Genomic DNA, 13,814 nt, shown 5'->3' with positions numbered 1-13,814 from the left:
GTCAACGCCGGCACCCCAAGCGCGGACCAATCCCGCGCTCCGATGCCCCCTCTGTCTCTTCGCCTGAGATCGTTATCCCTTCGGCGGACGCGGACGGGCCGCATCTCTCTCCAGAGTGTTCGCATACCACCGCGGTCCTTTGGCCTGAGAGTTTCCGGGGCGGTTGCTCCTTCGGCACCGGCGTGTTGCGCCGGTTCTCCCGTGGTGGAATGGGCGCAAGCTAATCCGGGTGGGCCGCGGCGGTCAAGCACCCTTGTCGCGCCCGCGCCGGAATGATTGGATGGCCGCAGCAAGGACAAGAGGCCCGCATGATCACAGACCCCTATTTCTTTGGCTACGGCAGCCTCGTGAACCGCGCCACCCACGCCTATCCCGATGCGCGCCGCGCCACCTTGTCGGGATGGCGCCGCGCCTGGGTCCGCTCGCCGGGGCGCGAGACCGTGTTTCTGACCGGTGTTCCCGCACCGGGACACCGGATTTCGGGACTGATCGCGCGGGTGCCGGGCGCGGACTGGACCACGCTCGACCTGCGCGAAACCGGCTATGCGCGCGTTCCCGCACAGGGCGCCGTGGCGCATGATCTGCACCCCGACACCGACATCGCGGTCTACGCGGTGCAACCCGCCGACATGCTGACCAGCGGCGATCACGTCATCCTGCTCAGCTATCTCGATGTCGTGGTGCAGGGTTTCCTGCGCGAGTTCGGCGCCGATGGCGTGGCCGATTTCTTTGCCACCACCGACAATTGGGACACGCCCATTCATGACGACCGCGCGGCCCCGCTCTATCCCCGCCACCAGGTGCTGCACCCCGATGAACGCGCGCTGGTGGACCGGCACCTGTCCAACCTGCCGACGCGGATCGTCAACGTCCCGGCCTGAGGTCACGCGCGGCGCGGTGCCACGTCACCTTGCCGGGCAAGGGCATGGTCGCCAAAAGGCGTGGCCACCCGCCACAAGCCCCCCCCGAGCGTCGGTCAGGCGCGGGCCTTGACCACTTGCAGCAAGGGCATCAACGCCGCCATTTCGGGGCCGTTCTTCTGCCCCGTCAGCGCCAGCCGCAGCGGCATGAACAACGCCTTGCCCTTGCGGCCCGTCGCCTCCTTGACCGCCGATGTCCAGCTGGACCAGGTGGTCTCGTCGAACGGCCCCTCGGGCAGCAACGCCATCGCCTGCGCGACAAATTCCCGGTCCTCATCGGCGACGACCGGATCCGCGCCGTGCTGCATCATCTCCCACCAGGGGCCAAGATCGTGCAGCGTCGTGATGTTCTCGTGCGTGACCGCCCAGAACTGCGCCGCCTTCTCCGCCGGCACGCCCAGATCGGCGATCCGGTCCCGCACCGCCTCGAGCGGCAGCACCGACAGGTAGCGCCCGGTCAGCGGAAACAGGTCCTCGACGTCGAATTTCGTCGGGGCCGACCCAAAGCGCGACAGATCGAAACCGTCGATCAGCTCCGCCATGTCGGTGCGCAACTCGACCGGATCGCTCGACCCCAGCCGCGCCATCAGACTCAGCAGCGCCATCGGCTCCACCCCTCGCTCGCGCAGATCGCGCAGAGCCAGCGTGCCAAGCCGCTTGCTCAGCGCCTCGCCCTGCGGGCCGGTCAGCAGGCTGTGGTGGGCAAAGTTCGGCACCGTGCCGCCCAAGGCCTCGATGATCTGGATCTGCGTCGCAGTGTTGGTGACGTGGTCCGACCCGCGCACGATGTCGGTCACGCCCATTTCGATGTCATCGACCACGCTGGCCAGCGTATAAAGCACCTGGCCGTCACCGCGGATCAACACCGGGTCGCTGACGCTGGCCGCGTCGATCGAGATGTCGCCCAGGATGCCGTCGTGCCAGACGATCCTGTCCTGGATAAGCTTGAAGCGCCAGACACCGTCGCCCCGTTCCGCGCGCAGCGCATCCTTCTGCGCCTCGGTCAGGCTCAGCGCGGCGCGGTCATAGACTGGCGGCTTGTGCATGTTGAGCTGCTTCTTGCGCTTGAGGTCCAGCTCGGTCGGCGTCTCGAACGCCTCGTAGAAGCGCCCGTTTTCACGCAGCGTCTCGGCGGCGTCCCGGTATTTCTCCAGCCGCTCGGATTGCCGCTCGGTGTGGTCCCAGTGCAGACCCAGCCACTCCAGATCCTGCTTGATCCCATCGACGTATTCCTGCTTGGAGCGTACCGGGTCGGTGTCGTCGATGCGCAGGATGAACTTGCCGCCCGCCTTGCGCGCGATCATGTAGTTCATCAGCGCCGTGCGCAGGTTTCCGACATGGATATAGCCGGTGGGCGAAGGGGCGAAACGGGTGATGGTCATGGGATGTCTCCTGTTGGCGGATGGCTTGTCACAGGGCCGTGGATTTGTCCAGTGAACGCCGCATCAGGTGGGCCGCACCGGCCAGCGCCGGGACAGATCGGCAAGCCCGGCGCGGATCAATTCCGTCAGCACATCGGGATCGGCATCCTGCAAGGCATTGAGGTAGAGACAGGATTTACCCAGCCGGTGTTTGCCCAGCCGGTTCAGGATCGGTCCGAAATCGGCGTAGCCCGGCAAGATGTAGATCGACAGCCTGGCCCGGCGCGGGGCGAACCCCGTGGCGAAGTACGTGCCCGACCGGCCCGACGCATAGGTATAGTCATAGGTGCCGTAGCCCAGTATCCCGCCACGCCAGAGCCGGGGCTGCCAGCCCGTCACCTCGCGAAACAGGGCATCGAGGCGACGCGCCTCGTCGTGGCGGCGCGGTGGGGCCACCGCGGCCAGAAAAGCGGCGGCGTCAGGTGGGTTGGCCTGGGTCATCTGCGGCTCCTTGCTGCGGGCAAGCCTACCACATTCCCGTGTCGTGCGCGCACCCCGTCGCCGGGCCAGCGCCGGGCACGAAGCAGGATCTAAAGCTGGCCTGCCGCCCTGAACCTGCCCCACGCGAAACGCACGAATTCGCTGCGAAACGAATGTCCGCCCGCAAACAGGCAGAATTCCAGCACGTCGCCGGGTGCGTTGTTGCGGATGTCGCATCGCAGATCGCCCGATGTCGTGGCCCGCGCCGCGCCAAAGTCGCCGAACCCCCGGTACATCGCCAGCGATTGCGCCACGTCGCCCTGTCGCGTCGGCCCAATGGGCCGCCCGGCCAACGGCACCACCGGGTCATCGTCGCCGTGGATATGCACGATGCTCGCGGCGGGTGCCGCGCAGTCGGCGGGCGGCGCGCGCCAATAGGTGCCCGAAATCGGCGCAAAACCCGCGAAAAGCCCGGGCCGCGCGCAGGCAAGCGCCCAGGCCATCATGCCGCCCGCGCTGAACCCGGTCATCATCATGCGGTCGCCGTCAATCGCAAAGCGGGAGGTGGCGTCGCGCACGAGCGCCGTGAAATAATCGAATTCGACCGCGCCGGTCGCCTCGGGGTGGCGCGGCGCATGGGGCAGGATCCAGCCGTCGCCGTCCGCATCCGCCGCGATCAGCGCCAGCCCCATATCCGAGGCCACCCGGCGCAGCGAGATGTTGCGCATCACCCCGGCGGCGGACCCCCTGTAGCCGTGGGCAAAGACGATGGCGCCGACGGGATGCTGCGGGTCGTAGCCTTCAGGCAGCGCGATACGGTAGCTGCGCGTGCCCAGCATGCAATCGCTTTGCGCAGAGCACGCCAGCGCGGGCGCGCCCCATCCGACCGCAATGACAATCAGCGACAATATCAGGCGCACAGCATCCTCCGCATCCGTGTCACCGCACCGTGCCGCGACGGGCGCGACCGCTCAAGTCACAAGCGCGTTGGGTGCCGCCGCCGTCAGCTTGGGTCGCGCCACCGGTTCACGATGGGATAGCGCCGGTCGAGCCAGAATGCCCCGCGCGTCAGCCGCGCGCCGGGGGCGGCCTGAAACCGCTTGTATTCGCTGATATAGATCAGCTTTTCGACCTTCTGCGCCACGGCACGGTCGATGCCCGCATCGACGCAGTCGGCGATGGATCCGTCGCGGTCCACCAGGATCTCGAGGATGAGATCGAGCTCGGGATAGTCCGGCAGGCTGTCGCTGTCCTTTTGATCGGCGCGCAACTCCGCGCTGGGCGGCTTGTCGATCACACGGGGGGGAATCACCTCGCCCTCCGGGCCCATCATCCAGTCACGGTGATTGGCGTTGCGCCAGCGGCAGGTCTCGAACACGCGCGTCTTGTACAGATCCTTGATCGGATTGTACCCGCCCGCCATGTCGCCATAGATCGTCGCATAGCCCACGGCCACTTCGGACTTGTTGCCGGTGGTCAGCAGCATTTCACCGAACTTGTTGCTCATCGCCATCAGCAGCAGCCCCCGCAGGCGGCTTTGGATGTTTTCCTCGGTCAGATCCTCGTCCAGCCCCGCGAACAGCGGCGCAAGCGTTTCGGTGATCGCGGCGCGGCCCGCGTCGATGGGCACATAGTCGTAACGGCAGCCCAGCGCCTTGGCCACGGCCTCCGCGTCCTCCAGCGATCCGGAGGACGTGTATTCGGATGGCAGCATCACGCAGCGCACGTTTTCCGCGCCAAGCGCATCCACGGCGATGGCCGCGACGATCGCGCTGTCCACGCCGCCCGACAGGCCCAGCAGCACCTTTGCGAACCCGGTCTTGCGCATGTAATCGCGCAGGGCCAGGACCATCACCTGGTAATCCTGTTCCCATGCGTCGGGCTGGTGCGCCTTGACGCCCTCGACGATACGCCAGCCCGCGTCGCCGCGTTCCAGATCGACGTGGGCAACGGTTTCGGCAAAGGGTGGCAGTTGCACCGCCAGACGCCCGCCCGGGTTGAGCGCGAATGACGCGCCATCGAACACCTGGTCGTCCTGCCCGCCCACCATGTTGAGGTAGATCAGCGGCAGGCCGGTTTCCACCACGCGGGCCACCATGTGGTTGAGCCGGATGTCGGACTTGTCGCGATGGTACGGCGATCCGTTGGGCACCAGCAGGAATTCGGCGCCCGTCTCGGCCAGCGTCTCTGCCACGTCCTCGTACCAGGCGTCCTCGCAGATGGGGCTGCCGATGCGGGTGCCGCCCACGGAATAGGGCCCGCCCAGCGGACCCGCGTCAAAGATCCGCACCTCGTCGAACACCGCCTCGTTGGGCAGATGGTGCTTGAGCACCTGGCTGGCGATCTTGCCGTTCCGGAGGATGACATAGGCGTTGTAGAGGTCGGTGCCTTCGATCCACAGGCTTCCGATGGCCAGCGGCGGACCGTCGGCACAGACCTCGGCCAGCGCCTCCAGATGCGCGATGGCCGCGACCTGAAAGGCCGGCTTCATCACCAGATCCTGCGCGTTGTAGCCGGTGAGGAACATCTCGGGCAGGGCCACGAGGTCGGCGCCCGCGTCGCGGCCTTCCTCCCAGGCGCGATGCGCCAGCGCGGCATTGCCCGCCAGATCCCCCACCGTCGGGTTCAACTGTCCCAGTGTGATGCGAAACCGCTCTGCCATGATTGCGGCCTTTCTGCCTTGTTTAGGCAAGTCATGTAGCAGATCGTGGCGGCGTGAAAAGCCTATGGCGGCACAGGGCCGCACATCTGTTCGCCGACACGCGGGAATTCCCGCAAAAGACATTGCCCCGCGCCGTCGCTTTGCCTAGGTTTGAGACACGACCGTGCGGGGGTGCGGCGAAAGAGCGACACGACGGGATGCCCTGACGGGTGCCGGCCGGGTGCCCCGCAGTGATTTGTCCGATCCAAGGGTGCGCCATGACACGATCCAGCCTAATCCGGGGCCTTACCGCCAGCCTGCTGCTTGCTCCTGTTTCGGTGGCAGCGCAGGACGGACAGGTCCTGACCAAGCAATATGACGATGGCGGCGTCTACGAAGGCACGTTCCGCGGCGGGCTTCAGCATGGGCAGGGATCGTACAGGCTGCCCAACGGCTATGAATACATCGGCGAATGGGTGGACGGTGAAATTCGCGGCAAGGGCGTCGCGCGCTTTCCCAACGGATCGGTCTACGAGGGCAGTTTCGCCAAGGGCAAGCCCGATGGCTTTGGCAAGATCACCTTTGCCGATGGCGGCACCTACGAGGGAGAATGGCTGGCCGGGGCCATCATGGGCCGTGGCGTCGCGGTCTATGCCAACGGGGTGCGCTATGAAGGCGGGTTCCGCAATGCCAAGCACCACGGCAAGGGCACCATGCAAAGCCCGGGCGGATACCAGTACCAGGGCGACTGGGTCGATGGCGTCAAGGACGGCAGCGGGATCATCACCTATCCCGATGGCGCGGTCTATGACGGAGAAGTGCGCGGCGGCAAGCGCGAGGGCACCGGCACGCTGACCATGCCCGACGGCTTGATCTACGTGGGCCGGTGGAAAGACGGCCAGATCGACGGCACCGGAAGGCTGACGCAGGCCAATGGCGACGTCTACGAAGGCGAGCTGGTGGGCGGTCAGCGCGAAGGCGTGGGCAAGGTCACCTATGCCAACGGCGACGTCTATGAAGGCGAATTCAAAAGCGACCTGCGCGAAGGCCAGGGCACGTTCACCGGCACCGATGGCTATGTCTACTCCGGCTCGTGGGTCGCGGGCGAGATCGAAGGCCAGGGCCGCGTCACCTATCCCGACGGATCGGTCTATGAGGGCAGTTTCCGCGACGACCTTGCCGACGGTCAGGGCAAGATCACCTATCCGGACGGCTCCACCTACGAGGGCTCGTGGTCCGCTGGCGTGATCGACGGCGAAGGACGTGCGGTCTATGCCAACGGAGTGGTCTATGAAGGCGGATTCAAGAACGCACGGAACCATGGCCAGGGCGTGATGACCTATGCCGATGGCTACAAATACGATGGCGCGTGGCGCGACGGGCAGCGCCACGGCATGGGCACCGCGACCTACCCCGACGGCACGGTCTATGTCGGCATGTTCCAGAACGGCCAGCGCCACGGTCAGGGCAAGATCACGATGGCCAACGGCTTTACCTACGAAGGCGACTGGCAGGACGGCGAAATCAACGGCACCGGTGTCGCCACCTATGCCAACGGCGACGTGTACGAAGGCACCTTCAAGAACGGCAAGCGGCAGGGCAGCGGCACCATGCGATATGCCACCGGAGAAGAGGCCACGGGCGATTGGGAGAACGGCGCGCTGAACTAACGCGTTCTCCCGGCGGCCACCTGCCCGCGGCCCGCAGCAACCCAAAGTAGCGGCGCACAAAATGCGCACACCCCAAGGTTTTAGGCCCGTCCTCGCTTGACCAAAGGGAACGGCCATGCATTGTCTCGTTCAGGTTGTGCTTTGTTGAAGGGGATTTTTCGATGGCGCTTTCTGATCACATATTGGACGTTTGCATTGTGGGCTCCGGCCCTGCCGGGCTTCAGGCTGGTTATTTCCTGGAAAAGAAGGGGCTGTCGTTCACCATTCTGGAACGCGGGCCCGCGGTCAGCGACTTTTTCCGCACCTTCCCACGGCATCGGCAATTCATTTCGGTGAACAAGGTCCACACCGGGCTCAGCAACCCCGAGACCCGCCTGCGCCATGACTGGAATTCGCTGCTCAATGACGACGGGCTGCTGTTTGCCGACTGGAGCCGCAAGTATTTCCCCGCCGCCGATGATTTCGTCGCCTATGCCGAAGCCTTTGCCGCGCCGATGGCCGATCACATCCGGTGCAACAGCGACGTGACGAACGTCGCTAAGACGGACGGCATATTCGAAGTGACCTGCGCCGATGGTAGCGTCACCCGCGCCCGCCAGGTGATCGTCGCCACCGGCGTGTCGCAACCCTGGGACCCCGGCATCGAGGGTTTCGACTTGGTGGACAACTATTTCGACTTCGACACCGCGCCCGAGATTTACGAGAACAAGCGCGTGCTGATCATGGGCAAGGGCAATTCAGCGTTCGAGACCGCCGATTCCCTGATCGAACACGCCGCGTCTATCCATGTCATGAGCCCGAACCCCGTGCGGTTCGCCTGGCAGACGCATTTCGTCGGACACCTGCGCGCGGTGAACAACAATTTCCTCGATACCTATCAGCTGAAGTCGCAGAACGCGGTGATCGACGCAAAGGTGGTGCGCATCGAAAAGGCGGATGGCGTGTATACCGTGACCGCCAGGATGAGCGCGGCGGCGGACCACGAGATCGTGCTGACCTATGACCACGTGATCGCCTGCACCGGGTTTCAGTTCGACAATGCGATCTTTGCCGACGACATCCGCCCCGCCCTGCGCCATTTTGACAAGTTCCCGGCAATGACCCCGCAATGGGAAAGCGAAACGACCCAAGGTCTGTTCTTTGCCGGCACGATCATGCAGTCGCGCGACTACCGCAAAACCATGTCGGGGTTCGTGCACGGGTTCCGCCACAACGTGAAATGCCTTGCCGAATTCGTCGCGATGCGCGCGCGCGGGTCCGATTATCCCAGTCGCATCACGCCGCTGGATCCGGCGGGCCTGACCACCGGCATCATCGACCGGATCAGCACGGCATCGGGGCTGTTCCTGCAACCGGGGTTCCTGGCCGACATCGTGCTTTTGGATGGCGATGCGCCGGGGCGGAGTTTTCACGATGTTCCCGTGGAATGGGCGCATGACGCGCCGGGTATTTCGGGGCGCACCTATTTGGCCGTGACGTTGGAATACGGCGATTTCGGGGGCGATTCGATGCATGTGAAGCGCCAGCACAACGTCTTTGGCGACGAACCTGACGCTTTCATCCACCCGGTGATCCGACAGTACCGCGATGGTGCGTTGGTGGCGCAGATGCATCTGGCCGACCACCTCGATGCCGACTGGCGCCCGCGCGAGGATCGCGGCGGCGATGCGGGCACCGTGCTGCGCATGACCTTCAAGGACGCGGGCGAAGCGCTGGCCCCGTCCGAGGTTGCGCGGCGCCAGATCACCCGTTTCCTGGACCAGATCGGCCTTGACGTGCCGGCGGCCACCGCTGCCGAGTAATTCTCCTCAGACCACCTCGCCCGCATCCAGCCGGGCGAGGACCGCATCCGCGTCCGCCAGCACGGTCTCGCGGCGCTCCTCGTCCATCCTGTCCCATGTGGCGTACATCTGGCCCATGCGCGGATTGTCCTTGAACCGGTCACGGTGCCGGATCAGGAAATGCCAGTACAGCGTGTTGAACGGGCAGGCCCCCTCGCCCGTCTTCTTGGTCACCGAATAATCGCATCCCTTGCAATAATCCGACATGCGATTGATGTAGCTGCCCGAGGACACGTAAGGCTTGGACGCGATGACGCCGCCGTCTGCGAACTGGCTCATGCCGATCACGTTGGGCGCCTCCACCCATTCGTAGGCATCGGCATAAACGGCCAGATACCATTCGTGCACCTGCGCCGGATCGACCCCCGCCAGCAGCGCGAAATTCCCCGTCACCATCAGCCGCTGGATGTGATGGGCATAGGCGTCGGTCTTCGTCTGCTCGACCGCATGCGCGACGCAGGCCATCCGAGTTTCGCCGCCCCAGTACATCGCGGGCAGGTCGCGGGATTGGCCCAGCGCGTTGCGGCCCGTATAGTCCGGGCCTTCGAGGAAATAAATCCCGCGCACGTATTCGCGCCAGCCGATGATCTGCCGGATGAACCCCTCGACCGCGTTGATCGGCGCGTCGCCGTCGCGCCAGGCCTGCGCCGCCGCCTCGCAGACTTCCAGCGGACCCAACAGACCCAGGTTGAGGTATGGCGATATGATCGCGTGATACAAAAACCGGTTGTCCGCCAGCATGGCGTCCTGAAAATCGCCGAACTTGGGCAATGCATGACGCACGAAATGCGTCAGCGCCTCCAGCGCCTGATCGCGCGTGGTGGCGAACCCGAAGGGCCGCAGATCGCCGAAATTTTCGCCGAACCGCGCCGCGACCAAATCCAGCACATCCTCGACCTCGTCGTCCGGCTCGAACCACAGCGGCCCGTCGTGAGTGACCTCGTCGGGGGCGGGTTTGCGGTTGTCGTGGTCATAGTTCCACTTGTCGCCGGCAGGCTCGTCGCCCTCCATCAACAACCCCGTCTTCCGGCGCATGTCGCGATAGAAATACTCCATCCGGAGGGATTTCCGCCCCTCCGCCCAGGATTCGAAATCGGCATGCGAGGCAAGGAACCGGTCGTCGGGCTGCACATTCACCGGGATGGGCGCGTATTTCAACGCGTTGATCAGCCGCCATTCACCCGGTTCGGTGGCGATCACCCCGTCTGCGCCGGTTTCCTCGGCCCGGCGCAGCAATTCACCGACGATCGACCCCGCGGTCGCATCGTCGTCGAACGCACCATACCGCACGTCCCAGCCCTGCTCGCGCAGACTTGCCGCGAATTTCCGCATCGCGGCAAAGACCAGCGCTATCTTCTTGGGGTGGTGGCGCACATAACCGGCCTCGTCCGCGACCTCGGCCATCACGACGATGTCGCGGCTCTTGTCGGCCTCGCGCAGGGCGCTCAGGTCCGGGCTCAATTGATCCCCGAGCACCAGGACAAGGCGGCTCACCACGCGACCCTCTTGCCGGCCCAGTCGAAAAACTGCCCGGTGTCCTGCGGCGTCAACCCGTCCATCACCGACAGCAGGTTCTGCGCGGCCTCGTCCGGCTGCACCGCGGGGTGGCGTCCAAGGTATTTCTCGGTAAAGGGCGTCGCCACCGTTCCGGGATGCAGCGCCACGCAGATGCTGCCCTTGTGCGTGCGCGACAGCTCGATCGATCCGGTGCGCACGATCTGGTTCACCGCCGCCTTGGCCGAGCGATAGCTGATCCACCCGCCGATGCCGTTGTCGCCGATGCTGCCCACCCGCGCCGACAGCACGGCAAAGATCGACCGCCCCTCGCGCGGCAACAGGTCCGGCGCATGCCGCAGCACCAGCGCGGGCCCCACCGCGTTCAGCGCGAACTGATCCATCATCGGCTTTTTCCCGATGGATTTGATCGTCTTTTCAGGCTCCGCGCCGTCGATCTCCAATGCTCCCGTGGCGACGAACACCGCATCGAATGTGCCCTCCAATCCGCCCAGGTGCGCCGCGACCGACGCCTCGTCGGTCACATCCAGACCGTCGCCCGATCGCGACAGACCCACAACCTCGTCCCCGCGCGTGGCATAGGCGGCGCTGACCGCCGATCCCACACCGCCCGAGGCGCCAATAATCAATATACGTCCCATCCCCAGCGACCTAGTCGCCCGATGCCCCCCTTCAATGCTTCTCTTGTTTAAAAAATACCCCCGCCGAAGGTCCGGGACTGCCCGCGTCAGCGAGAGGCAATAAAAGAGCCGTGGAAAAACCGCCTTCCCATTTCGTGCGAGGGGCGTATAAATAGCGCCATGTCACGCGCTTCACATATGTCGGCCCTGCCCCGCCTTTCGGGCGACCTCGGCCTGCGCGCCCTCCTGCTGCTGCTAATCCGCCTCTGAGCGTGCCATTCCCGGCGCGCCCGCTCAGAGGGTCACGCCGCGCGCCACGGATTTTCACAGCAGAACAAGAGAGACCCCGAAATGACCGATACAGCCCAACAAGACCGCGTGTTGATCTTCGACACGACCCTGCGCGACGGCGAACAATCGCCCGGCGCCACGATGACCCACGCCGAAAAACTCGAAATCGCCGGCCTTCTGGATGAGATGGGCGTCGATATCATCGAGGCCGGCTTTCCCATCGCCTCCGAAGGCGATTTCAAGGCGGTGTCCGAAATTGCCCGGCAATCAAAGACTTCCGTCATCTGCGGCCTTGCGCGCGCGCAACTGCCCGATATCGACCGCTGCTGGGAGGCGGTGAAACACGCGGCCCGGCCGCGCATTCACACCTTCATCGGCACCTCGCCGCTGCACCGTGCCATCCCGAACCTCACCATGGACGAAATGGCCGACCGCATCCACGATACCGTGACCCATGCGCGTAACCTGTGTGACAACGTGCAATGGTCGCCGATGGACGCGACCCGCACCGAGATTGATTACCTGTGCCGTGTGGTCGAGATCGCGATCAAGGCGGGCGCCACCACGATCAACATCCCCGATACCGTCGGCTACACCGCGCCGCGCGAGTCCGCGGCCCTGATCGCCATGCTGCTGGAGCGGGTGCCGGGCGCCGATCAGATCGTCTTTGCCACGCACTGCCACAACGACCTGGGCATGGCGACCGCCAATTCCCTCGCGGCGGTCGAGGCCGGCGCGCGCCAGATCGAATGCACGATCAACGGCCTGGGCGAACGTGCGGGCAACACCGCGCTGGAGGAAGTGGTGATGGCGCTCAAGGTGCGCAACGACATCATGCCGTTCCAGACAGCGATCGACACGACCAAGATCATGAACATCTCGCGCCGGGTGGCCACGGTGTCGGGCTTTCCGGTGCAGTTCAACAAGGCCATCGTGGGCAAGAACGCCTTTGCGCATGAATCCGGCATCCATCAGGACGGGATGCTGAAAAACGCCGAAACCTTCGAGATCATGCGCCCCGAGGACGTCGGCCTTGCCGCGACCAACCTGGTGATGGGCAAGCACTCGGGCCGCGCCGCCCTGCGCTCCAAACTCGAAGAGTTGGGCTTCGAGTTGGGCGACAACCAACTCAAGGACGTGTTCGTGCGGTTCAAGGATCTGGCCGACCGGAAAAAGGAGATCTACGAGGACGACCTGATCGCGCTGATGCGCACATCCACCGACCCCGAGGATCACCGCATTCAGTTGAAGTCGCTGCAGGTCGTCTGCGGCACCAAAGGCCCGCAGACAGCCGACATGGTTCTGACCGTGGACGGCGAGGAGCGCAGCACCACGCAAACCGGCGACGGCCCCGTCGATGCCGCGTTCAACGCCGTCAAGGCACTGGTCCCGCACGAAGCGCGGCTGCAGCTGTACCAGGTGCATGCCGTGACCGAAGGCACCGATGCGCAGGCCACCGTGTCGGTTCGCATGGAGGAAGACGGGCGCATCGTCACCGGCCAGTCGGCGGATACCGATACGGTCGTGGCCTCCGTGCTGGCTTATATCCATGCGCTCAACCGCTTGCTGGTGCGCCGCGAAAAGACCGCCCCCGGCGCGGACAAACGCGAGATCAGCTACAAGGTCGTCAGCTAGCCACGGCCATGGCCGCGAGGGTGCGGATCATCGCATCCCGCCCTCGCGTCTTTTTCTTTCACCTGTAGGGGTTGCGCGCCCCGCGATCGGCGGACAGCGATGCCTGGCCGCGTTCCACGATCAGCGCCACCGCCTCGGCCAGGTGCACTTCCTGGATGTGGCCATCGCCCGCGGCGACGCGGATCTTGTGCGCCTCCAACATCACCTCGGCATGGCTCGACCCGCGCGGCGGGATGAACTTGTAGCACGCCAATTCGATCAGCAGGCCAAGCGGGTCCTTGAAATAGATCGAATCCATGAACCCCCGGTCCTTGACGCCCGAATGGCCGACCCCGCGATCCTCCAGCCGTCCGGGGATCTGCGAGAACGTCGCGCGGTCCACCTCGAAGGCGACATGATGCACGCACCCCGGATCCGTCGGCGTGCGGTCCCGGTTGCCCTTGCGGTTCTCGTTGGTGAAGATCGTGATCAGCCGCCCGTCGCCGGGATCGAAATACAAGTGCCCCTCGTCCGGGTCGTCAAGGTTGGGCTGATCGAAGATGAAGGGCATTCCCAGCACGCCCTCCCAGAAATCGATGGAGGTCTGCCTGTCCGCCCCCGTCAGCGTGATGTGATGCACACCCAGTACCTGGATTTTCTTCATTGCGGTCGCTCCCTTGCATGAGTTCGCACTCTTGCGGACGACCATAAGGATCTGAGCGCGGCAGGTCACCCGGCATGATCGCACAGGTCTCGCGCGGGACATGGCGGAATGACGCGCACGACATCCGGAGATGCCCCTTTAACCCCAAGGCTGTCACGCCTATAACCGCCTGAACCCACACCCGGGAGGGAGTCGCC

Annotated in this window: 11 protein-coding genes and 2 riboswitches; of the genes, 4 read left to right on the top strand and 7 right to left on the bottom strand. The window is 64.9% G+C overall.

Annotated elements, in window-relative coordinates; genetic code table 11:
• Positions 1 to 41: 41 nt before the first annotated feature.
• Positions 42 to 122, bottom strand: a riboswitch (glycine riboswitch).
• Positions 123 to 212, bottom strand: a riboswitch (glycine riboswitch).
• 99 nt (positions 213 to 311) lie between these two features.
• On the top strand, positions 312 to 881 hold the full coding sequence (locus FDT80_RS14800; RefSeq protein ID WP_138663290.1) for a gamma-glutamylcyclotransferase family protein: 570 nt from the start codon (positions 312 to 314) through the stop codon (positions 879 to 881).
• A 95-nt stretch (positions 882 to 976) separates the two neighbouring features.
• Here FDT80_RS14800 and gltX read toward each other — a convergent pair whose 3' ends face one another.
• The 4 genes from gltX to FDT80_RS14780 all read right to left on the bottom strand — a co-directional run bounded on the left by gltX (position 977) and on the right by FDT80_RS14780 (position 5,423).
• Positions 977 to 2,302, bottom strand: a complete 1,326-nt coding sequence (gltX, locus tag FDT80_RS14795) for a glutamate--tRNA ligase (RefSeq protein WP_138663091.1) — start codon at positions 2,300 to 2,302, stop codon at positions 977 to 979.
• A gap of 63 nt (positions 2,303 to 2,365) precedes the next feature.
• Complete coding sequence (locus FDT80_RS14790) at positions 2,366 to 2,782, bottom strand: DUF1801 domain-containing protein (RefSeq protein ID WP_138663090.1); 417 nt, start codon at positions 2,780 to 2,782, stop codon at positions 2,366 to 2,368.
• 89 nt (positions 2,783 to 2,871) lie between these two features.
• Complete coding sequence (locus FDT80_RS14785) at positions 2,872 to 3,681, bottom strand: CE1 family esterase (RefSeq protein WP_138663089.1); 810 nt, start codon at positions 3,679 to 3,681, stop codon at positions 2,872 to 2,874.
• An 83-nt stretch (positions 3,682 to 3,764) separates the two neighbouring features.
• Complete coding sequence (locus FDT80_RS14780; RefSeq protein ID WP_138663088.1) at positions 3,765 to 5,423, bottom strand: NAD+ synthase; 1,659 nt, start codon at positions 5,421 to 5,423, stop codon at positions 3,765 to 3,767.
• 257 nt (positions 5,424 to 5,680) lie between these two features.
• Here FDT80_RS14780 and FDT80_RS14775 point away from each other — a divergent pair, with 257 nt between their 5' ends.
• Both FDT80_RS14775 and FDT80_RS14770 read left to right on the top strand, forming a co-directional pair.
• On the top strand, positions 5,681 to 7,072 hold the full coding sequence (locus tag FDT80_RS14775) for an MORN repeat-containing protein (RefSeq protein WP_138663087.1): 1,392 nt from the start codon (positions 5,681 to 5,683) through the stop codon (positions 7,070 to 7,072).
• Between the two features lie 161 nt (positions 7,073 to 7,233).
• A complete protein-coding gene (locus FDT80_RS14770) occupies positions 7,234 to 8,874 on the top strand; it encodes an NAD(P)-binding domain-containing protein (RefSeq protein WP_138663086.1) in 1,641 nt (546 codons plus the stop codon).
• Between the two features lie 6 nt (positions 8,875 to 8,880).
• Here the strand turns inward: FDT80_RS14770 and FDT80_RS14765 are convergent, their stop codons facing one another.
• Both FDT80_RS14765 and FDT80_RS14760 read right to left on the bottom strand, forming a co-directional pair.
• Positions 8,881 to 10,407, bottom strand: coding sequence for a cryptochrome/photolyase family protein (locus tag FDT80_RS14765; protein WP_170311885.1), 1,527 nt, complete (start codon positions 10,405 to 10,407; stop codon positions 8,881 to 8,883).
• Entirely contained in the window at positions 10,404 to 11,069 is a 666-nt protein-coding gene (locus tag FDT80_RS14760; RefSeq protein ID WP_138663084.1) for an SDR family NAD(P)-dependent oxidoreductase, read from the bottom strand. Before FDT80_RS14760 ends, FDT80_RS14765 begins: the two co-directional genes overlap by 4 nt.
• A gap of 330 nt (positions 11,070 to 11,399) precedes the next feature.
• Here FDT80_RS14760 and FDT80_RS14755 point away from each other — a divergent pair, with 330 nt between their 5' ends.
• Entirely contained in the window at positions 11,400 to 12,974 is a 1,575-nt protein-coding gene (locus tag FDT80_RS14755; protein ID WP_138663083.1) for a 2-isopropylmalate synthase, read from the top strand.
• Between the two features lie 58 nt (positions 12,975 to 13,032).
• Here FDT80_RS14755 and FDT80_RS14750 read toward each other — a convergent pair whose 3' ends face one another.
• Entirely contained in the window at positions 13,033 to 13,617 is a 585-nt protein-coding gene (locus tag FDT80_RS14750; RefSeq protein WP_138663082.1) for a VOC family protein, read from the bottom strand.
• Between the last annotated feature and the right edge of the window lie 197 nt (positions 13,618 to 13,814).

This window comes from Sulfitobacter sabulilitoris (assembly GCF_005887615.1).
In the GTDB taxonomy this organism is placed as follows: Bacteria; Pseudomonadota; Alphaproteobacteria; order Rhodobacterales; family Rhodobacteraceae; genus Sulfitobacter_E; species Sulfitobacter_E sabulilitoris.
This window is presented reverse-complemented; position numbering and strand designations above follow the sequence as displayed.

Excerpts from the sequence above, each read along its gene's own strand:
- FDT80_RS14790 (WP_138663090.1), bottom strand. The coding sequence starts at position 2,782 with ATGACCCAGGCCAACCCACCTGACGCCGCCGCTTTTCTGGCCGCGGTG.
- FDT80_RS14770 (WP_138663086.1), top strand. The coding sequence starts at position 7,234 with ATGGCGCTTTCTGATCACATATTGGACGTTTGCATTGTGGGCTCCGGC.
- FDT80_RS14775 (WP_138663087.1), top strand. The coding sequence starts at position 5,681 with ATGACACGATCCAGCCTAATCCGGGGCCTTACCGCCAGCCTGCTGCTT.
- FDT80_RS14755 (WP_138663083.1), top strand. The coding sequence starts at position 11,400 with ATGACCGATACAGCCCAACAAGACCGCGTGTTGATCTTCGACACGACC.
- gltX (WP_138663091.1), bottom strand. The coding sequence starts at position 2,302 with ATGACCATCACCCGTTTCGCCCCTTCGCCCACCGGCTATATCCATGTC.
- FDT80_RS14750 (WP_138663082.1), bottom strand. The coding sequence starts at position 13,617 with ATGAAGAAAATCCAGGTACTGGGTGTGCATCACATCACGCTGACGGGG.
- FDT80_RS14760 (WP_138663084.1), bottom strand. The coding sequence starts at position 11,069 with ATGGGACGTATATTGATTATTGGCGCCTCGGGCGGTGTGGGATCGGCG.
- FDT80_RS14780 (WP_138663088.1), bottom strand. The coding sequence starts at position 5,423 with ATGGCAGAGCGGTTTCGCATCACACTGGGACAGTTGAACCCGACGGTG.